Origin of the sequence: Pseudomonas sp. FeS53a, from assembly GCF_000931385.1 — a bacterium.
GTDB lineage: Bacteria > Pseudomonadota > Gammaproteobacteria > Pseudomonadales > Pseudomonadaceae > Metapseudomonas > Metapseudomonas otitidis.
This window is the reverse complement of record NZ_JYFT01000082.1, coordinates 1-18,796: the sequence shown is the minus strand read 5'-3', so window position 1 is coordinate 18,796 and position 18,796 is coordinate 1. Positions and strand designations below refer to the sequence as shown.

The 18,796-nt window shown below is 67.1% G+C and carries 19 protein-coding genes; 10 read left to right on the top strand and 9 right to left on the bottom strand.

Annotated elements, in window-relative coordinates:
* Positions 1–382: 382 nt before the first annotated feature.
* The 4 genes from tcyN to SZ55_RS25945 all read right to left on the bottom strand — a co-directional run bounded on the left by tcyN (position 383) and on the right by SZ55_RS25945 (position 3,703).
* Complete coding sequence (gene tcyN, locus SZ55_RS25960) at positions 383–1,129, bottom strand: L-cystine ABC transporter ATP-binding protein TcyN (RefSeq protein WP_044413919.1); 747 nt, start codon at positions 1,127–1,129, stop codon at positions 383–385.
* Positions 1,129–1,800, bottom strand: a complete 672-nt coding sequence (gene tcyL / locus SZ55_RS25955) for a cystine ABC transporter permease (RefSeq protein WP_044413916.1) — start codon at positions 1,798–1,800, stop codon at positions 1,129–1,131. The genes tcyN and tcyL overlap by 1 nt, the downstream gene beginning before the upstream one ends.
* Positions 1,797–2,588 carry a cystine ABC transporter substrate-binding protein gene (gene tcyJ, locus SZ55_RS25950; RefSeq protein WP_044413913.1) on the bottom strand — a complete coding sequence of 264 codons (792 nt, stop codon included), beginning with the start codon at positions 2,586–2,588 and terminating at the stop codon, positions 1,797–1,799. Before tcyJ ends, tcyL begins: the two co-directional genes overlap by 4 nt.
* A 101-nt stretch (positions 2,589–2,689) precedes the next feature.
* Complete coding sequence (locus tag SZ55_RS25945; RefSeq protein WP_044413910.1) at positions 2,690–3,703, bottom strand: D-cysteine desulfhydrase; 1,014 nt, start codon at positions 3,701–3,703, stop codon at positions 2,690–2,692.
* 282 nt (positions 3,704–3,985) lie between these two features.
* Here SZ55_RS25945 and SZ55_RS25940 point away from each other — a divergent pair, with 282 nt between their 5' ends.
* On the top strand, positions 3,986–4,768 hold the full coding sequence (locus SZ55_RS25940) for a MetQ/NlpA family ABC transporter substrate-binding protein (protein ID WP_044413907.1): 783 nt from the start codon (positions 3,986–3,988) through the stop codon (positions 4,766–4,768).
* A 226-nt stretch (positions 4,769–4,994) separates the two neighbouring features.
* The gene (locus SZ55_RS25935; RefSeq protein WP_044413905.1) at positions 4,995–6,185 is read left to right on the top strand and encodes a trans-sulfuration enzyme family protein; all 1,191 of its coding nucleotides are present in this window, start codon (positions 4,995–4,997) and stop codon (positions 6,183–6,185) included.
* Between the two features lie 24 nt (positions 6,186–6,209).
* Here the strand turns inward: SZ55_RS25935 and SZ55_RS25930 are convergent, their stop codons facing one another.
* The 5 genes from SZ55_RS25930 to tauA form a co-directional block, all read right to left on the bottom strand.
* A complete protein-coding gene (locus tag SZ55_RS25930; RefSeq protein WP_044413902.1) occupies positions 6,210–6,605 on the bottom strand; it encodes a hypothetical protein in 396 nt (131 codons plus the stop codon).
* Positions 6,606–6,833: 228 nt separating this feature from the next.
* Positions 6,834–7,667: a taurine dioxygenase gene (gene tauD, locus SZ55_RS25925; protein ID WP_044413898.1), complete on the bottom strand. Its 834-nt coding sequence runs from the start codon at positions 7,665–7,667 to the stop codon at positions 6,834–6,836.
* 12 nt (positions 7,668–7,679) lie between these two features.
* The gene (tauC, locus tag SZ55_RS25920) at positions 7,680–8,510 is read right to left on the bottom strand and encodes a taurine ABC transporter permease TauC (RefSeq protein WP_044413895.1); all 831 of its coding nucleotides are present in this window, start codon (positions 8,508–8,510) and stop codon (positions 7,680–7,682) included.
* A complete protein-coding gene (tauB, locus tag SZ55_RS25915; protein ID WP_044413892.1) occupies positions 8,507–9,289 on the bottom strand; it encodes a taurine ABC transporter ATP-binding subunit in 783 nt (260 codons plus the stop codon). Before tauB ends, tauC begins: the two co-directional genes overlap by 4 nt.
* Positions 9,290–9,418: 129 nt before the next feature.
* Positions 9,419–10,399 (bottom strand): taurine ABC transporter substrate-binding protein, encoded by a 981-nt coding sequence (gene tauA / locus SZ55_RS25910; protein WP_044413889.1) that lies wholly within the window; start codon positions 10,397–10,399, stop codon positions 9,419–9,421.
* 551 nt (positions 10,400–10,950) lie between these two features.
* Here tauA and SZ55_RS25905 point away from each other — a divergent pair.
* The 8 genes from SZ55_RS25905 to SZ55_RS25870 all read left to right on the top strand — a co-directional run bounded on the left by SZ55_RS25905 (position 10,951) and on the right by SZ55_RS25870 (position 18,050).
* On the top strand, positions 10,951–12,303 hold the full coding sequence (locus SZ55_RS25905; RefSeq protein ID WP_044413886.1) for an OprD family porin: 1,353 nt from the start codon (positions 10,951–10,953) through the stop codon (positions 12,301–12,303).
* Between the two features lie 326 nt (positions 12,304–12,629).
* Positions 12,630–13,268 (top strand): peroxiredoxin, encoded by a 639-nt coding sequence (locus tag SZ55_RS25900; protein ID WP_044413884.1) that lies wholly within the window; start codon positions 12,630–12,632, stop codon positions 13,266–13,268.
* 16 nt (positions 13,269–13,284) lie between these two features.
* Complete coding sequence (ssuE, locus tag SZ55_RS25895) at positions 13,285–13,860, top strand: NADPH-dependent FMN reductase (protein ID WP_044413882.1); 576 nt, start codon at positions 13,285–13,287, stop codon at positions 13,858–13,860.
* Positions 13,861–13,963: 103 nt separating this feature from the next.
* A complete protein-coding gene (locus SZ55_RS25890; RefSeq protein ID WP_044413879.1) occupies positions 13,964–14,929 on the top strand; it encodes a sulfonate ABC transporter substrate-binding protein in 966 nt (321 codons plus the stop codon).
* A 109-nt stretch (positions 14,930–15,038) separates the two neighbouring features.
* On the top strand, positions 15,039–16,196 hold the full coding sequence (gene ssuD, locus SZ55_RS25885; RefSeq protein ID WP_044413875.1) for an FMNH2-dependent alkanesulfonate monooxygenase: 1,158 nt from the start codon (positions 15,039–15,041) through the stop codon (positions 16,194–16,196).
* A 10-nt stretch (positions 16,197–16,206) separates the two neighbouring features.
* Positions 16,207–16,992: an aliphatic sulfonate ABC transporter permease SsuC gene (gene ssuC, locus SZ55_RS25880; protein ID WP_044413872.1), complete on the top strand. Its 786-nt coding sequence runs from the start codon at positions 16,207–16,209 to the stop codon at positions 16,990–16,992.
* On the top strand, positions 16,989–17,798 hold the full coding sequence (gene ssuB, locus SZ55_RS25875; RefSeq protein WP_044413870.1) for an aliphatic sulfonates ABC transporter ATP-binding protein: 810 nt from the start codon (positions 16,989–16,991) through the stop codon (positions 17,796–17,798). The genes ssuC and ssuB overlap by 4 nt, the downstream gene beginning before the upstream one ends.
* Positions 17,799–17,834: 36 nt before the next feature.
* On the top strand, positions 17,835–18,050 hold the full coding sequence (locus SZ55_RS25870; RefSeq protein ID WP_003455791.1) for a TOBE domain-containing protein: 216 nt from the start codon (positions 17,835–17,837) through the stop codon (positions 18,048–18,050).
* Positions 18,051–18,796: the final 746 nt, after the last annotated feature.

Sequence of the window (18,796 nt, the reverse complement as noted above, 5' to 3'; positions counted from 1 at the left end):
GGTACAGTGCATTGTCATGGTGAGCTCCCAGGGCCAAGATGAAACGACCTGTCGGGGGCTCACGTTGGCGCAGGCTTGCAGATATGGTCGGTCTCAGGGGGCGATCCTGAGCCGATGGATTCCTTATCGGCGCTTGCAGTGAGGTGAGGGGCGGGAGATTTCTCCCACGGTCTGACTAGCAGAAGCGAATTCAGTCCCTCCGCCCCCGACAGGTCTCACCCTAGGACATACAAGCGAATTCATTCGCGAAAGGCCCGAAGGGCCGCTTTTCCGGCGGACACGGTGGTGGTGAAAAGGCGGGAGCGCGTTGCGCTCCATCGCGAATGAATTCGCTCCCACGGGGTTTCGTTTGGGCGGCCTACAGGATCAAGAGCGATAGGCGTTAGCCCACCAGGAACTTGGCGAGGAATTGCCGGGTGCGTTCTTCCTTCGGGGCGCTGAACAGGGTCTTGGCGTCGCCCTGTTCGACGATCACGCCCTTGTCGATGAAGATCGCGCGGTTGGCCACGTCGCGGGCGAAGCTCATCTCGTGGGTGACGATGACCATGGTGCGCTTCTCCTCGGCCAGGCCGCGGATGGTGGTCAGCACCTCGCCCACCAGCTCGGGGTCGAGGGCGGAGGTGGGTTCGTCGAAGAGGATCACGTCCGGTTCCATTGCCAGGGCGCGGGCGATGGCCACCCGCTGTTGCTGGCCGCCGGAAAGGCGCTTGGGGTAGGCGTCTTCCTTGCCCGCCAGGCCGACCTTGGCCAGCAGCGCGCGGGCGCGTGCGATGGCACGCTCGCGGGGTTCCTTCTTCACCACCACCGGGCCTTCGATGACGTTCTCCAGCGCGGTGCGGTGGGGGAAGAGGTTGAAGTTCTGGAACACGAAGCCGACGTGCTGGCGCAACTGGCGGATCAGCCATTGCTGCTGCTTCAGGGGCTGGTTGGCGTCGATCTCGATCCGCCCCAGCTGGAGGGTGCCGCCGTCGGGCTCTTCCAGCAGGTTGAGGCAGCGCAGCAGGGTGGTCTTGCCCGAGCCGCTGGGGCCGATGATGGCGACCACTTCGCCCGGTTCGATGGTCAGGTCGATGCCCTTGAGCACCGCCTGGCCCTTGAAGGACTTGGTCAGGTTACGGACGGTGATCATCAGCTGTCCTGTTCGTGGCGGTTGACCCGGGCTTCGAGGCGCGCCTGGACGTGGGCCAGCAGGGTGGCCAGCACCCAGTACATCAGCGCGGCGGCCAGGTACATGGTGAAGATCTCGAAGGTGCGCGCGGTGATCAGCTGCGCCTGGCGGAACAGCTCCGGCACCTGGATGGTGGCGGCCAGGGCGGTGTCCTTGACCAGCGAGATGAAGCTGTTGCCCAGCGGCGGCAGGGCGGTGCGCGCGGCCTGCGGGAGGATGGCGCGCATCAGCGCCTGACCACGGCTCATGCCGATGCTGGCAGCGGCTTCCCATTGCCCCTTGTCGATGGAGGCGATGGCGGCGCGGAGGATTTCCGAGGTGTAGGCGGCCATGTTCAGCGAGAAGCCGATCAGCGCAGCCATCAGCGGGCTCAGCTCCAGGCCGAGCTGGGGCAGGCCGTAGTAGATGATGAACAACTGCACCAGCAGCGGTGTGCCACGGAAGAACGACACGTAGACCCGCGCCAGGCCGCGCACCGGGGCGATGGCGTAGAGGCGCGCCAGGGCCAGGGCGAAGCCCAGCAGCAGGCCGAAGAACATGCCGCCGAGGCTGAGGACTACGGTGTAGAGCGCGCCCTTCAACAGGAAGGGCGCGGAATCCAGCACCAGTTGCAGGCTGCCGTCTTCGATCATTGGGTCACGTCAGCCTTGAACCACTTCTCGGACAGGGCCTTGAGGGTGCCGTCGGCCTTGAGCTTGGCCAGGGCCTTGTCCAGCGCGGCGAGCAGCTCTGGGTTGCCCTTGCGCAGGGCGATGCCGGCCTCCTGGCGGGAGAAGGGCTCGCCGGCCACGGCCAGGCGGCCGCCGGTCTTGTCGACCATTTCGAAGGCGGCCAGGCGGTCCACCAGGATCACGTCGATGCGGCCGACGTTGAGGTCCTGGAACTTGGTGGGGTCGTCGTCGTAGGTGCGGATGTCGGCCTGCGGGACGTTCTCCTTCAGCCACTGCTCGTAGTTGGTGCCCAGGCCCACGCCGACCTTCTTGCCGGCCAGGTCGGCGGCGGTCTTGATCTCGCCTTCCTTGCCCTTGCGCACCAGGGCCTGGATGCCGGAGACGGTGTAGGGGGTGGTGAAGTCGTACTTCTTCTTGCGCTCTTCGGAGATGGTCACCTGGTTGATGGCCACGTCCAGGCGACGGGATTCCAGGGCGGCGAGGATGCCGTCCCACTTGGTCGGCTGGAACTCGGCCTTCACACCCAGCTCCTTGGCCAGGGCTTGTGCCAGCTCGACTTCGAAGCCGGTGAGCTTGCCGCTCTCGTCCTGGTAGTTGAAGGGCGGGTAGGTGCCTTCCAGGCCGATCTTCAGGGCGCCTTTCTGCTGGATGTCCTTCAGGTCGGCGGCGGCGGTGCCGGCCAGGCCGAGACCGAGGGCCAGTGCCAGGCTGGCGAAGAGGGCGGGACGACGGAGAGTTGCTGCGTGCATAAGGGGCCTCGCGGGGGCAGTTGGCGAATGGAGGGTCGCCACTCTAAGGGAGTTCCATATATTCGTTTAAATAAATAAAAAACCAGAAAATGTCTTTCTGGTTATAAGTCGTGGTTCGCATCACCCGCTGGATGATAGGCGAACAGCGCCGGTGAGCCGCCGGTGTGCAGGAACAGCAGCGGGCCGTCGCCGTCGAAGGCCTGGCGGGCGATGCCGTCCAGCAGGCCGGCGAAGGCCTTGCCGGTGTAGACCGGGTCCAGCAGCAGCCCTTCACAGGCGGCGGCCCGGCGTACGGCGGCGAGGGTGCCGGCATTGGCTTCGCCGTAGCGCGGGGCGAAGTACTGGTCCCACAGCTCCACCTTCAGGCCGTTGGGCACCGGCACGCCCAGCAGCTCGGCGGTGCGCTGCAGCAGGCCTTCCACCTTGGGGCGCTGGGTGGCGTCGGGGCGCGACACGGTGACGCCCACCACGCGGGTGCCGGGCAGGGCGTGCTCCAGGGCCAGGGCGAGCCCGGCGTGGGTGCCGGCGCTGCCGGAGGCGAGCACCACGGCGGCGAAGCGCTCGCCGCTGGCCTGGATCTGTTCGGCCAGTTCCAGGCCGGCGCGCACGTAGCCCAGGGCGCCGAGGGCGTTGGAGCCGCCGATGGGCACCACGTAGGGGGTGCGGCCTTCGGCGCGCAGGCGCTCGGCGGCCTCGGCCAGCAACTGGTCGGCGGTGTCGAGGTTGGGCACCCGCTGCACCTCGGTGCCGAACAGGTCCAGCAGCAGGCGGTTGCCGTTCTCCAGGTAGTTGCGGTCGGTGGTGCCGATGGGGTTTTCCAGCAGGGCCACGCAACCCAGGCCCAGGCGCGCGGCCAGGGCGGCGGTCTGGCGCACATGGTTGGACTGGATGGCGCCGGCGGTGACCAGCACGTCCGCGCCCTGGGCCAGGGCGTCCTGGGCGAGGTATTCGAGCTTGCGCACCTTGTTGCCGCCGAGGGCGAAGGGGGTCAGGTCGTCGCGCTTGACGTACAGGCCGCGCCCCAGCTCCCGGGAGAGGCGCTCCAGCTTTTCCAGCGGGGTCGGTGCGGTGACCAGTTCCAGGCGGGGAAAGCGGGCGAGGGCAGTGGCGAGCATGGCGGGCATCCGAGGGTGTCTGGTACAGGCCGCCACTCTAGTGAGGCGGGCCGGGTCAGGCAATTCACGAGGGCGACATTCGATGTGGGCACGGGGACCGTGTCGGGTACGGGCTGGGGTGTCTTTTAATTCCATAAAAGAATATATGAATAAAAAATTGGTATTTGTTCGTTATAAAAAATCACCGTAACGTCCGCTCCAACCCGGCACCATCCAGGCCGGGACCCGAACCCCCGCTCATGGCTGACGATCCAGCCGGAGCCCCTGAGATCAAGGAGCATCATGAAGAAGTCCCTGCTGTTGACCGCTCTGGCTGCCGCCCTTTCCGTCACCCTGGCCCACGCCGGCGAGAAACTTGTGGTCGCCGCCACCCCGGTGCCCCACGCCGAGATCCTCGAACTGATCAAGCCGCAGCTGGCGAAGGAAGGGGTCGATCTGGAAGTGAAGGTGTTCACCGACTACGTGCAACCCAACGTGCAGGTGGAAGAGAAGCGCCTGGACGCCAACTACTTCCAGACCAAGCCCTACCTGGACAACTTCAACAGCGGCAAGGGCACCCACCTGGTGATCGTGCAGGGCGTGCACGTCGAGCCCTTCGGCGGTTACTCCAGCAAGTACAAATCCCTGAAGGACCTGCCGGACGGCGCCACCATCGCCATCCCCAACGAGGGCAGCAACAGCGGCCGTGCCCTGCTCCTGCTGCAGAAGTCCGGCCTGCTGAAGCTGAAGGACCCGAGCAACGCCCTGGCGACTCCGAAGGACATCGCCGAGAACCCGCACCACTTCAAGTTCAAGGAACTGGAAGCGGCCCTGCTGCCGCGCGTGCTGAACCAGGTGGACCTGGCGCTGATCAACACCAACTACGCACTGGAGGCCAAGCTCAACCCGTCCAAGGACGCGCTGGTGCTGGAAGACCGCAGCTCGCCCTACGTGAACTACCTGGTGGCCCGTCCTGACAACAAGGACAGCGACGCCATCAAGAAACTCTCCGCCGCGCTGACCAGCCCGGAAGTGAAGGCCTTCATCGAGCAGAAATACTCCGGCGCGGTCGTGCCGGCCTTCTGATCAACCGCAAGCCACGGTGGTGCGGCGAACGCCGCGCCTCTCCTCACGCCGACGAGTCTCGACTATCGTCGGCGTTCTTTTTTTATGTGGTGGCATTGGCCACCTTGTAGGGGCGAATTCATTCGCCCAGCAGTCCGCCGGACTGCCCTGCAAGGCGTGGGACCGCTGCGCGGTCCTTGGCGAATGAATTCGCCCCTACATTCCGCACGATTTCTCGGAGGACTCCATGCCTGAATCCAGACCCGGCCTTTCCACCCGCGCGGTGCACAGCGGCAACGACGTCGACCAGCAGATGGTCACCCGCCCGAAGACGCTGCCCATCTACGAGTCCTCGGTGTTCGTCTACGACAACCTGGAGCAGGTGGACGACTTCCTCGCCGGCAACCCGGACAACTACATGTACACCCGCATCGCCAACCCCAACCAGGCGGCGCTGGAGCAGTTGGTGCGGGACCTGGAAGGCGGCGAGGCAGCGCTGTTCTCCGCTTCCGGCATGGCCTCGGTGAGTGCGGCGCTGCTGGGCCGGCTGAATGCCGGCGACCACCTGATCGCCAGCCGCGAGCTGTACGGCACCACCCAGAGCCTGATCGAGAAGGAACTGGCGCGCTTCGGCATCAGCGCCACCCTGGTGGAGATCAACGACCTGGCGGCGGTGGAGGCGGCCATCACCCCGGCCACGCGGCTGATCTACACCGAGACGGCCTCCAACCCGCTGGTGCGCATCAGCGACATCCCCGCCCTGGCCAAGCTGGCCAAGGCCCACGGGCTGAAGCTGCTGGTGGACAACACCTTCCTCTCGCCGGCGCTCTACAACCCGCTGGCCGCTGGCGCCGACCTGGTGCTGCACAGCACCACCAAGTACCTCAATGGCCACAGCGACGCCACCGGCGGCATCCTCGTCGGCGACGCCGAGTGGATCGCCCAGGCGCGGCGCTTCCAGATCAATGCCGGCGGCAGTTCCAGCCCCTTCGAAGCCTGGCTGACCTTCCGTGGCGCCAAGACCCTGGCCCTGCGCATGAAGGCCCACTCGGCCAACGCCCAGGCCCTGGCCGAAGCGCTGGAGGCCCATCCGCAGGTGGCGAAGGTGTTCTACCCGGGGCTGCCCTCGCACCCGGACTTCGCGCTGGCCCAGCGGCTGTTCCCCAAGGGTGCCTCGGGCATGCTGAGCTTCACCCTCAAGGGCGGCCTGGCGGAGGTGGACGGCCTGATCCGCGGCCTGCAGCGTACCGCGTTCGCGCCCTCGCTGGCCGGCGTGGCCAGCAGCATCACCCACCCGGGCAAGACCAGCCACCGCGCCCTGTCGGCCGAGGCCCTGGCGGAGCTGGACATCCACGAGGGGACCATCCGCGTGTCGGTGGGGATCGAGGACGCCGCCGACATCATCGGCGACTTCGTGCAGGCCCTGGACCGGCTCTGACCGGCCCCGGGCCCGGGGGAGGGCTCAGACGGCGACGGCGAAATGCCAGCGCACGTCCTGCTCGGCGAGGGCGCTGAGCACCCACTCGTAGTCCTGCAGGTCTTCGAGGAAGGCATCGGCGTTGGACAGCGAACGCGGCTGGCTCACCAGGTGCCCCTGCAGGGCACGCACGGTGCGCAGCCCGTCCTCGGGGCTGAACCACTGCTCGCAGGCGAGCTGGTCGTCCAGTTCGAGGCCTTCGAGCAGGTCGGCGAACTCGTTCGGATCCTGGCTGACGAAGTCCCACAGCGACTTCACCTTGAGCCGTTTGCAGAGGTCGTCGACCTCGACTTCGTCCACCTGGACGACGGTACTGCCGTGGACGAAATCATCGAGCCCGGCGACGGGTTTCTCAGGAACGATGTAGATGGCTGCACTCATGGCTGACGGGCCCTGACGGTGGTGGAACACACTGCTTTAGGGGCCCCAGCATAGCGACAGTTCCTTTGGCAGAAGGGGTCAACGGCCAGCTTTGCAACGACGTTCACACCGGTTTCAGGAACTGTGTTGCGCCTTGGCAAAAGGCTGGCAGAAGGCCATTCGGACCCGTCCGAAGATCGGTGGACAAGCGGCTCGCCCCCGCTCCGTATCGGAGCGGGAGGGGACCGTTCAGAACGGCTTGTCGCCGAGGATGGTGGCGCGGTGCATCACGCGGCGGGCGGGGCGGTAGTCGTCGACGGCGAAGTGCTGGGTGATGCGGTTGTCCCAGAAGGCCACGTCGTTCTCCTGCCAGCGCCAGCGCAGGGTGAACTCCGGGCGGGTGGCGTGGGCGAAGAGGAAACGCAGCAGGGCGTCGCTTTCCGCCGCCGACAGCTCGTTGATGCGGGTGGTGAAGCCTTCGCTGACGAACAGCCCCTTGCGCCCGGTGACCGGGTGGGTGCGCACCACCGGGTGGCTCACCGGCGGGTGCTTGCGCTTGGCCGCTTCCAGCTTCTCGCGTTCCTCCGCCGTCAGGCTGAAGCGTTCCTCGGGGAAGGAGCGGGCCAGGTCGTGGGTGGCGGTGAGGCCTTCGAGCATCCGCTGCAGCGGCACCGACAGCGCCTCGAAGGCGGCGCTGCTGCTGGCCCAGAGGGTGTCGCCCCCCACCGGCGGCAGCAGCTTGGCGCTGAGCACGGCGCCCAGGGCCGGGGTTTCCATGAAGGTCACGTCGGTGTGCCAGAGGGCGTTGTCGCGCACGTCGGTGACGGCGGTGTCGAGCACCAGCACTTCCGGCTGCTCGGGGATATTGGGGTAGATGGGGTGGATGTGCAGGTCGCCGAACTGGGCGGCGAAGCGTGCCTGCTGGGTGGGCTCCAGGGGCTGGGCGCGGAAGAACAGCACCTGGTGCTGGAGCAGGGCGGCCTCGATGCCATCGCGGTGTTCGGCACTCAGCGGCTCGCGCAGGTCGACGCCGCCGACGAGGGCGCCGAGGGCGGGGCTGAGGGGGGTGATGTGCAGGGGCATGACGGGCCTCGATCAGTGGTTCTGCCCGTGCCAGGGCACGAGCTTGCGTTGCAGGGTGCGCAGGCCGAGTTCCAGGGCGAAGGCGACCAGGGCGATGACCAGGATGCCGAGCACCACGACGTCGGTGACCAGGAACTGCGCGGCCGACTGGACCATGAAGCCGAGGCCCTGGGTGGCGGCCACCAGTTCGGCGGCGACCAGGGTCGACCAGCCGACGCCGAGGCCGATGCGCACGCCGGTGAGGATGTCCGGCAGGGCGCTGGGCAGGACCACGTGGCGGATCAGCTGCGCCGGGGTGGCTCCGAGTGACTGCGCCGCGCGCAGGCGCGCCGGGTTGACGTTGCGCACGCCGGTGGCGGTGGCGATGGCGATGGGGGCGAAGATGGCGAGGAAGATCAGCAGCACCTTGGACAGCTCGCCGATGCCGCACCAGATGACGATCAGCGGCAGGTAGGCCAGCGGCGGGATCGGCCGGTAGAACTCGATCAGCGGGTCGAAGATGCCGTGGGCGATGCGGTTGCGGCCGATGGCGATGCCCAGCGGGATGGCGGTGAGCACGGCGGCCAGCAGGGCGGTGCCGATGCGCGCCAGGCTCGCCAGCAGGTGCGCCCAGAGGCTGGAATCCATGTAGCCCTGGGTGGCCAGCTGCCAGCCCTTGCGCAGCACCGCCTGGGGGCTGGGCAGGAACAACGGCTCGATCAGGCCGGCGGTGGTCACCGCCCACCAGGCCAGCAGCAGGCCGACGAGGGTCAGGCTGCTGATGGCGAAGGTGGAGAGGCGCCAGGTGCGGGGTGCGGGGGTCGCTGCCTTGTTTTCCGGCAGGGGCAGGTCGAGGCTGCTCATGCGCTTCTCCTTTGCCGTTCGGCGAAGACCTGGGCGAGGACGTGTTCGCGGGTTTCGATGAAGGCCCGGTCGGACTTGATCGCCCGTGCACTCTCGCCGGCGGCGTAGCGGCGGCCGAAGTCGAGGGTCAGGCGCTCGCTGATGCGACCGGGATTGGGCGACAGGAGGATCAGGTCGGTGGCGAGGAACACCGCTTCCTCGATGTCGTGGGTGATCAGGAACACCGGCTTGGCGGCGCGCTGCCAGACCTGCAGCAGCAGCTCCTGCATCTGTTCGCGGGTGAAGGCGTCGAGGGCGCCGAAGGGTTCGTCCATCAGCAGCACGCGCGGGTCGGCGGCCAGGGCCCGGGCGATACCGACGCGCTGGCGCTGGCCCCCGGAGAGTTCCCAGATCTGCCGCTTCTCGAAGCCGGCGAGGTCGACCAGGGCGAGCATCTCGCGGGCCTTGGCTTCGCGCCGCGCACGGGGCACGCCGGCCAGTTCGAGGCCGAAGGCGACGTTGCCGAGGACGTTCTGCCAGGGCAGCAGGGCGTCGTCCTGGAACACCACCCCACGCTCGGCGGAGGGGCCCTGCACGGGCTTGCCGTCGAGGCTGATGCGACCGTCGCTGGGGGGCACGAAGCCGGCGATGAGGTTGAGCAGCGTGGTCTTGCCGCTGCCGGAAGGCCCCAGGGCGACCAGCAGCTGCTGTGGCCCGAGGGTGAGGGAGATGTCGGTCAGTACCGGCTCGGCCGTGCCGGGGTACTGTGCGCTGATGCGCTCCAGCTGGAGTAAGGCCATTTTCTTTTGCGCTCTTCTGAATGTGTCGGATCGAGCGAGTTGGAGCGGGGCCGGTCGCAAACGACCGGGGCTGCTGCAGGTGAGCAAGCCCAGGTCGTTTTCAACAACGCCCCGCCGACGCGCAGCCGATCAGTTGGTGACGTACTTGGCGCTCACGTAGGGGGCGTAGTCCGGCAGCACCGCATCGACCTTGCCCTGCTCCTTGAGGAAGGTGGCGGTCTGGTTGATGGCCTGGGTGGTCGGCGCGCCGAGGGCGGTGACCTGGTCGGCGGCCAGCGGGAAGACGTTGCCCTGCAGCAGCAGCGGGATGTCTTCGGCCTTGGCGCCGGAGAGCTTCACCACCTTGTCGATGTTGGCCTTGTCGGCCAGCCAGGCTTGCGGGTCCTTGCGGTAGTCGGCGTAGGCGTCGAGGGTCACCTTGGCGAAGGCGCGGACCGCCTCGGGGTGCTTCTCGGCGAAGTCCTTGCGCACGATCCAGGCGTCGAAGGTCGGGGCGCCGAGCGCGCCCAGCTCACCGGAGCTGATCAGCACCTTGCCGTTGGCCTTGGCCACGCCGAGCGCCGGGTCCCAGACGTAGGTGGCGTCGATGTCGCCGCGCTGCCAGGCGGCGATGATGGCCGGCGGCGCGAGGTTGAGGATGGTCACCTTGCTGGGGTCGATCTTCCAGTGCTTGAGGGCGGCCAGCAGGCTGTAGTGGCCGGTGGAGACGAAGGGCACGGCGATCTTCTTGCCGACCAGGTCCTCGGGCTTGGCGATGCCGGCGCCGTTGCGGGCGACCAGGGCCTCGGCGTCGCCGATCTGGGTGGCGATGAGGAAGGTCTGGATCGGCAGCTGGCGGGTGGCGGCCGCCGCCAGGGGGCTGGAGCCGACGTAGCCGATCTGCACGTCACCGGAGGCGACGGCGGTGATGACTTCGGCGCCGCTGTCGAACTTGCGCCAGTCGATCTTGGCGTTGCTGGCCTTTTCATAGGCGCCGTCGGCCTGGGCGACTTTCGCCGGGTCCACGGTGGTCTGGTAGGCGACGGTGAAGTTGGCAGCGTGGGCGCTCAGGGCCAGACCGCCGACGGTCAGGGCCGCCAGCAGGCGGCGGGCGAAGGGGGAACGATTCATGGTGGTGCTCCTCACGGGCGGCTGGCCGGCGCGAGGCCGGGCCACGGGACTGGAATAGGGGGGGGTGGTGCTGGGAGTCCGGTGGTCCGGTGAAGCGAAATCTAAATGATCTAAAAACAGCTCAATAAATACTATTTGGTTATTAGTTTATGAGCGGCCGTGAGGGTGCCGAGGCCTTTGCAGGTCAGGAGAGGCGTGGGACTGCGAATTCCGTCCGCTGCCGAGTCATTGGGGATGGCGCCAGGCGACCAAAGTCGGTAATTTGCGCGCCCTTTCGAGTAACTGATGTGACCCGTCCAAGGGCAGCTCCCCGCCAGAGGGAGGCTATCAGGCGTTTTATTCGATTTAGTTACAACAACGTGACGATAAATTCTTTTTAAGAATTAAATCCCTTGTCCTAGATTGGCCGCCACCTGAGGCAGGCCCACTGCAAGGGGCGCTACGGGGATTTTCTGACCCACGGGTCATTCCACTTCGCTAGTCGTCTGTACATAGCGGTGTGCACGTCACCGACCAGAACAACCTAGAAACACGCACCACTGGAGCATTGCATGAACAAATCTACCCTGGCCCTGGCCATCGCTGGCGGCCTGCTGGCCCAACAGGCCGTTGCAGGCGGTTTCATCGAAGACAGCAAGGCCACCCTCGGCCTGCGCAACTTCTACATCAACCAGGACAACCGCGAAGGCACCAATAACCCTTCCAAGCAGGAAGAGTGGGGCCAGGGCTTCATCCTCAACTACACCTCCGGCTACACCGAAGGCACCGTGGGCTTCGGCGTTGACGCCCTGGGCCTGCTGGGTGTGCGCCTGGACTCCGGCAAGGGCACCCACTACAACAACGGCAGCAATGCCTATGGCGGCCTGGTGTTCCCGAGCGAAAGCAATGGCCGTGCTGTGGATAACTTCAGCAGCCTGGGCCTGACCGCCAAGGTCCGCTTCTCCAAGACCGAGGCCCGTCTCGGCACCCTGCAGCCGAAGCTGCCGGTGGTGACCTTCAACGACGGTCGCCTGCTGCCGCAGACCTTCGAAGGTGGCCAGGTCACCTCCAACGAGATCGACGGCCTGACCCTGACCGGTGGCCAGCTCGAGCACGCCAAGGGCCGTAACTCCAGCGACGCCCGTGGCCTGTCCATCGGTGGTGCCAACAGCCCCAGCAACTACCGGAACGGCCAGTTCAGCAACAAGTTCTACTTCGCCGGTGGCGACTACAAGGTCACCAAGGACCTCACCGCGCAGTACTACTACGGCAACCTGGAAGACTTCTACAAGCAGCACTTCCTGGGCCTGACCCACAACCTGCCGATCGGTCCGGGCAGCCTGAAGTCCGACCTGCGCTACTTCTACAGCACCTCCGACGGCCTGAACTCCAGCGCCGCCGGCCGCAGCCTGGGCTACCGCAGCTCCGGCAAGTGGGCCAGCAATGACCCGCTGCGTGGCGAAGTGGACAACCGCACCTGGAGCGGCATGTTCACCTACACCCTGGGCAGCCACGCCGCCAGCCTGGGCTACCAGCAGGTTTCCGGCGACAGCGCCTTCCCGTTCCTGAACCAGGGCGACGGTGCCACCGCCTACCTGATCACCGACCGTCAGATCGGCAAGTTCCTCAGCGCCGGCGAGCGCACCTGGGTGGCCGAGTACGGCTACGACTTCACCAAGGCCGGCGTACCGGGCCTGAAGGCCGTCGCCACCTACCTGAAGGGCAGCGGCATCGACAACCCCACCGGTGGCGACCTCGGCGAATGGGAGCGTGACTTCCGCCTGGACTACACCCTGCAGGACGGCCCGCTGAAAGGCCTGGGCTTCTCCTGGCGTAACGCTGCCTTCCGCAGCGACGTCGGCGGCACCACCCGCGACCAGGACGAGAACCGCCTGATCGTCAGCTACACCCTGACCCTGCTGTAAGCAGCGTCATCGAGCCCCGCTTCCGCCCCTGGCGGAGGCGGGGCTTTTTTGTGCCTGGGATTCGGGGGAGGGCAGGGCGTTGGCCTGCTGGGTGGGCGTTCGCCTGGCGTGCGGTGCGGCGTCCCAACCGGCCCACGACGCCAGGCAAGGCCGTCGTCCGGGGCACGGATTTCGCGAGCAGCACGTGCTCTTGTGGGAGGGAAAGTGAGTCGATCCATATAGCTCTTAAAGTTATAAATAAATTGTCATTTATTCTTTTTAATTTTCAAAAACCTTGCGCATAGTGAGCTCCACGGAACGCCACCCCACGACAGAGGAGCCACACCATGACCATCCGACTCGGCGACATCGCCCCCGACTTCGAACAGGATTCCAGCGAAGGCCGCATCCGCTTCCATGAGTGGCTCGGTGGCAACTGGGGCATCCTTTTCTCCCACCCCGCGGACTTCACCCCGGTGTGCACCACCGAGCTGGGCCTGACCGCCAAGCTCAAGGACGAATTCGCCGCCCGCGGCGTCAAGGCCATCGCCCTGTCGGTGGACCCGGTGGACTCCCACATCCGCTGGATCGATGACATCAACGAGACCCAGAACACCGTGGTCAACTTCCCGATCATCGCCGACGCCGACCGCAAGGTGTCTGACCTCTACGACCTGATCCACCCCAACGCCAACGACACCCTCACCGTGCGTTCGCTGTTCATCATCGACCCGAACAAGAAGGTGCGGCTGATCATCACCTACCCGGCCAGCACCGGCCGCAACTTCAACGAGATCTTGCGGGTGATCGACTCCCTGCAGCTGACCGACAACCACAAGGTCGCCACCCCGGCCAACTGGCAGGACGGCGACGACGTGGTGATCGTCCCCTCGCTCAAGGACGAGGACGAGATCAAGCAGCGCTTCCCCCGCGGCTACAAGGCCGTACGCCCCTACCTGCGCCTGACCCCGCAGCCCAACCGCTGAGCCTGGAGGCACGACCATGGTGGTGGTGACCCTATCCGGCAGTCCCAGCCCGAATTCCCGCTCCGCCGCCCTGGTGGCGCGTGCGCGGCACTGGCTGGAGCGGCACGGGGTCGAGGTGACGGGGTTCGCCGTGCGTGACTTCCCCGCCGAGGACCTGCTGCACGCGCGCTTCGACAGCCCCCGCGTGCAGCACCTGATCGAACAGGTCGGCCAGGCCGACGGGTTGCTGGTGGCCACGCCGGTCTACAAGGCGTCGTTCGCCGGCGCCCTGAAGACCCTGCTGGACCTGCTGCCCGAGCGGGCCCTGGCCGGCAAGGTGGTGCTGCCCATCGCCACCGGCGGCAGCAAGGCCCACATGCTGGCGGTGGACTACGCCCTGCGTCCGGTCCTGGCGGCCCTCAAGGCCGAGGACGTGCAGCACGGCGTGTTCGCCGACGACAGCCAGGTGGCGTTCGAGAACGGCGGGGTGCAACTGGCCCCGTCCCTGGAACAGCGCCTGGACGAAGCCCTTGAACGGTTCCACCAGGCCCTGGCCCGCCAGCCGCGCCCGCTGGACCCGAACGCCCTGCGCCACGCGCGCTGGAGCGTCTGACACGAACAACCCGCTCCCTGTGGAGCAACCGAACCGGCCTTACTCTCCCGCCAACGAGGCGAGCAGGCGCACACAAGCACGAGCGAAGTACGAGGAGAGCGCCATGCGCACCATCACTTTGCGTCGGAGCCTGGCTGCGCTGTTCACCGCGGCCCTGGCATTCGGCGCCATCACCCAGGCACAGGCCGAGACCCTGCGGATCGGCTACCAGAAGTACGGCACCCTGGTGCTGCTCAAGGCCAAGGGCTCCCTGGAGAAGCGCCTGGCCGCCCAGGGCATCGACGTCAAATGGACCGAGTTCCCCGGCGGCCCGCAGCTGCTGGAAGGCCTCAACGTCGGCTCCATCGACTTCGGCGTCACCGGCGAGACCCCGCCGGTGTTCGCCCAGGCTGCCGGTGCCGACCTGCTCTACGTCGCCTACGAACCGCCGGCGCCCACCAGCGAGGCGATCCTCGTGCCCAAGGGCTCGGCGATCCAGTCGGTGAAGGACCTGGCCGGCAAGAAGGTCGCCCTGAACAAGGGCTCCAACGTGCACTACCTGCTGGTCCGCGCCCTCGAAGAGGCGGGCCTGAAGTACAGCGACATCCAGCCCGTGTACCTGCCCCCGGCCGATGCCCGCGCCGCCTTCGAGCGTGGCAGCGTCGACGCCTGGGTGATCTGGGACCCCTTCCAGGCGGCCGCCGAGCAGCAGCTGCAGGCCCGCACCCTGCGCAACGGCAGCCAGCTTGTGGATAACCACCAGTTCTACCTGGCCACCCGTGACTACGCGACCCAGCACCCGCAGGTGATCAGCGCCCTGGTGGAAGAGGTCCGCGCCGTGGGCGAGGACTCCAAGGCTGACCCGGACAAGGTGACCGAGCAGGTCGCACCGCTGCTCGGCCTGCCCAGGGACATCACCGCCATCGCGGTGAAGCGCCAGGGCTACGGCGCCCAGTTCCTCAGCCCGGAGGTGGTCACGGCACAGCAGAAGATCGCCGACACCTTCACCGACCTGAAGCTGATCCCGAAAAAACTCAGCATCAAGGACGTGATCTGGACGCCGCCCGCCAAGGTCGCCCAGCAACCCTGACCCACGCCTGGCCCCGCGCCTGGACGGCGCGGGGAAGGCCCGGCTACCGCACACGAACCATCATCGCGCGGCTACGCCACGCCGGCGCGCTCACCCTGGAGTTATTGCGATGAGTCTCAACCTCTTCTGGTTCCTGCCGACCCACGGCGACGGCCACTACCTCGGCACATCCGAGGGCGCCCGTGCCGTCGACCACGGCTACCTGCAGCAGATCGCCCAGGCGGCCGACCGCCTCGGTTTCGGCGGCGTGCTGATCCCCACCGGCCGTTCCTGCGAGGACTCCTGGCTGGTCGCCGCCTCGCTGATCCCGGTGACCCAGCGCCTGAAGTTCCTCGTGGCCCTGCGCCCGGGGATCATTTCGCCCACCGTCGCCGCGCGCCAGGCCGCCACCCTCGACCGCCTCTCCGGTGGCCGGGCCCTGTTCAACCTGGTGACCGGGGGCGACCCGGACGAGCTGGCCGGCGATGGCCTGCACCTGAACCATGAGGAGCGTTACGAGGCTTCCGTCGAATTCACCCGCATCTGGCGCCGCGTGCTGGAGGGCGAGACCGTCGACTACGACGGCAAGCACATCCAGGTGAAGGGCGCCAAGCTGTTCTACCCGCCGCTGCAGCAACCGCGCCCGCCGCTGTACTTCGGCGGTTCCTCCGAGGCCGCCCAGGACCTGGCCGCCGAGCAGGTGGAGCTGTACCTGACCTGGGGCGAGCCACCGGCCGCCGTGAAGGAGAAGATCGGACAGGTGCGCGCGAAAGCCGCCAAGCTCGGCCGCAGCGTGCGCTTCGGCATCCGCCTGCACGTCATCGTGCGCGAAACCAATGAACAAGCCTGGGCTGCCGCCGACCGCCTGATCGCCCACCTCGACGACGCCACCATTGCCAAGGCCCAGGCGGCCTTCGCCCGTTTCGATTCCGTCGGCCAGCAACGCATGGCCGCCCTGCACAACGGCAAGCGCGACCAGCTGGAAGTCAGCCCCAACCTCTGGGCCGGTGTCGGCCTGGTGCGTGGTGGTGCCGGTACCGCACTGGTGGGCGATGGCCCCACCGTGGCCGCACGGGTCAAGGAATACGCCGACCTCGGCATCGACACCTTCATTTTCTCCGGCTACCCGCACCTGGAAGAGTCCTACCGCGTGGCGGAACTGCTGTTCCCCCACCTGGACGTGGCGCGCCCGCAGGCGAGCGATGGCCTGGCCTTCGTCAGCCCCTTCGGCGAGATGGTGGCCAACGAGGCGCTGCCCGAGCGTCGCCTCAAGGTCTCGCAGAGCTGAGGGTGCCGAGATGAACGTCCAATCAATCCTCCAGCGTCTCGCGCCCTGGGCCTTGCCGGTGGCGTTGCTGGTCGCCTGGCAGGTCGCCGTCGAGACCGGCCTGCTTTCCACCCGCATCCTCCCGGCGCCCAGCGCCGTGGTGACCGCCGGCTGGCACCTGGTGGCCAGTGGTGATATCTGGACCCACCTGGCCATCAGCGGCTGGCGCGCCGGCATCGGCTTCGCCATCGGCGGCAGCATCGGCCTGCTGCTGGGCTTCATCACCGGGCTCTCCGCCTGGGGCGAGCGGCTGCTGGACAGCTCGGTGCAGATGATCCGCAACGTGCCGCACCTGGCGCTGATCCCGTTGGTGATCCTGTGGTTCGGCATCGATGAGTCGGCGAAGATCTTCCTCGTTGCCCTCGGCACCCTGTTCCCCATCTACCTCAACACCTACCACGGCATCCGCAACGTCGACCCGGCGCTGGTGGAGATGGCGCGCAGCTACGGCCTCTCCGGCTTCGGCCTGTTCCGCCAGGTGATCCTGCCCGGCGCGCTGCCCTCGATCCTGGTGGGCGTGCGCTTCGCCCTCGGCTTCATGTGGCTGACCCTGATCGTCGCCGAGACCATCTCCGCCAATGCCGGCATCGGCTACCTGGCGATGAACGCCCGCGAGTTCCTGCAGACCGACGTGGTGGTACTGGCGATCGTGCTCTATGCCGTCCTCGGCAAGCTGGCCGACCTCGCCGCCCGTGGTCTGGAGCGTGCCTGGCTGCGCTGGCACCCGGCCTACCAGCCCAAGGGAGGTGCGGCATGAATGCGTTGTCCACGCCGCAGCACCTCAAGCGCGGCATTCCCCTGGCGGTGCAGGGCATCGGCAAATCCTTCGGTGAGCGGGAGGTGCTCAAGGGCATCGACCTGCGCATCCCCGCCGGCCAGTTCGTCGCCGTGGTCGGCCGCAGTGGCTGCGGCAAGAGCACCCTGCTGCGCCTGCTGGCCGGGATCGACCAGCCCAGCCGAGGCGAGCTGCTGGCCGGTTCGGCCCCCCTGGCCGAGGCCCGCGAGGACACCCGGCTGATGTTCCAGGACGCGCGCCTGCTGCCCTGGAAACGGGTGATCGACAACGTCGGCCTGGGCCTCTCCGGCGACTGGCGGCCCAAGGCCCTGGAAGCCCTGGAGGCGGTGGGCCTGGCCGACCGCGCCCGGGAATGGCCGGCGGCGCTGTCCGGTGGCCAGAAGCAGCGCGTGGCCCTGGCCCGTGCGCTGATCCACCAGCCGCGCCTGCTGCTGCTGGACGAACCGCTGGGCGCGCTGGATGCGCTGACCCGCATCGAGATGCAGCAACTGATCGAGCGGCTCTGGCAGCAACACGGCTTCACCGTGCTGCTGGTGACCCACGACGTGAACGAGGCGGTGGCCATCGCCGACCGGGTGATCCTGATCGAGGACGGCGCCATCGGCCTCGACCTCACGGTCGACCTGCCCCGGCCGCGTACCCGTGGCTCGGCCCGGCTGGCGGCGCTGGAGGCCCAGGTCCTCGAACGCGTGCTGTCGCAGCCGGCGCCGCCGCCGGAACCCGAACCTGTTTCACCCCTGCCCACGCAGTTGCGCTGGGCACTCTGATCTTCATCCCACGACCCCGAGCAAAGGAAAAACGCCATGACCATCAAAGCCATCAACGTCCGCAACCAGTTCAAGGGCACCATCAAGGAAATCATCGAAGGCCCGGTGCTGTCGGAGATCGACGTGCAGACCGCCGCCGGCATCGTCACCTCGGTGATCACCACCCGCTCCGTGCGCGAGCTGGAGCTGGGCATCGGCTCCGAGGTGATCGCCTTCGTGAAGTCCACCGAGGTGTCCATCGCCAAGCTGTGAGGCAGCGGGGTGTGATCGTGGGGGGAAGCGGGGATCGCTGCGCGATCCTTCGCGGATGAATCCGCTCCCACACGAACATGCCTTGTACCGACATGAAGAGCCCCCGCGTTTGCGGGGGCTCGTTCGTTGGGGACCGCTGCGCGGTCCTTGGGCGAATGAATTCGCCCCTACAACCCGATCCGCGCCGGAGCGCATTCGTGATGACGCACGGTGCGCCCCCGGGGTGTAGGGGATTGCCCGACGAAACCGCGTGGGAGCGAATTCATTCGCGATGGAGCGCAACGCGGTCCCAGTTCCGGATTCGGGAAAAGCGGCCCTTCGGCCTTTCGCGGATGAATTCGCCCCTACAAACCGATCCGCGTGGGAACGCATTCGTGATGACGCACGGTGCGCCCCGGGGGTGTAGGGGATTGCCCGACGAAACCGTGTGGGAGCGAATTCATTCGCGATGCGGACCGCAGGGCCGCCCGGCAGGATCGGGATCGCTACGCGATCCTTCGCGAATGAATTCGCTTGTATGTCCTAGGGTGAGACCTGTCGGGGGCGGAGGGACTGAATTCGCTTCTGCTAGTCAGACCGTGGGAGAAATCTCCCGCCCCTCACCTCACTGCAAGCGCCGATAAGGAATCCATCGGCTCAGGATCGCCCCCTGAGACCGACCATATCTGCAAGCCTGCGCCAACGTGAGCCCTCGACAGGTCGTTTCATCTTGGCCCTGGGAGCTCACCATGACAATGCACTGTACC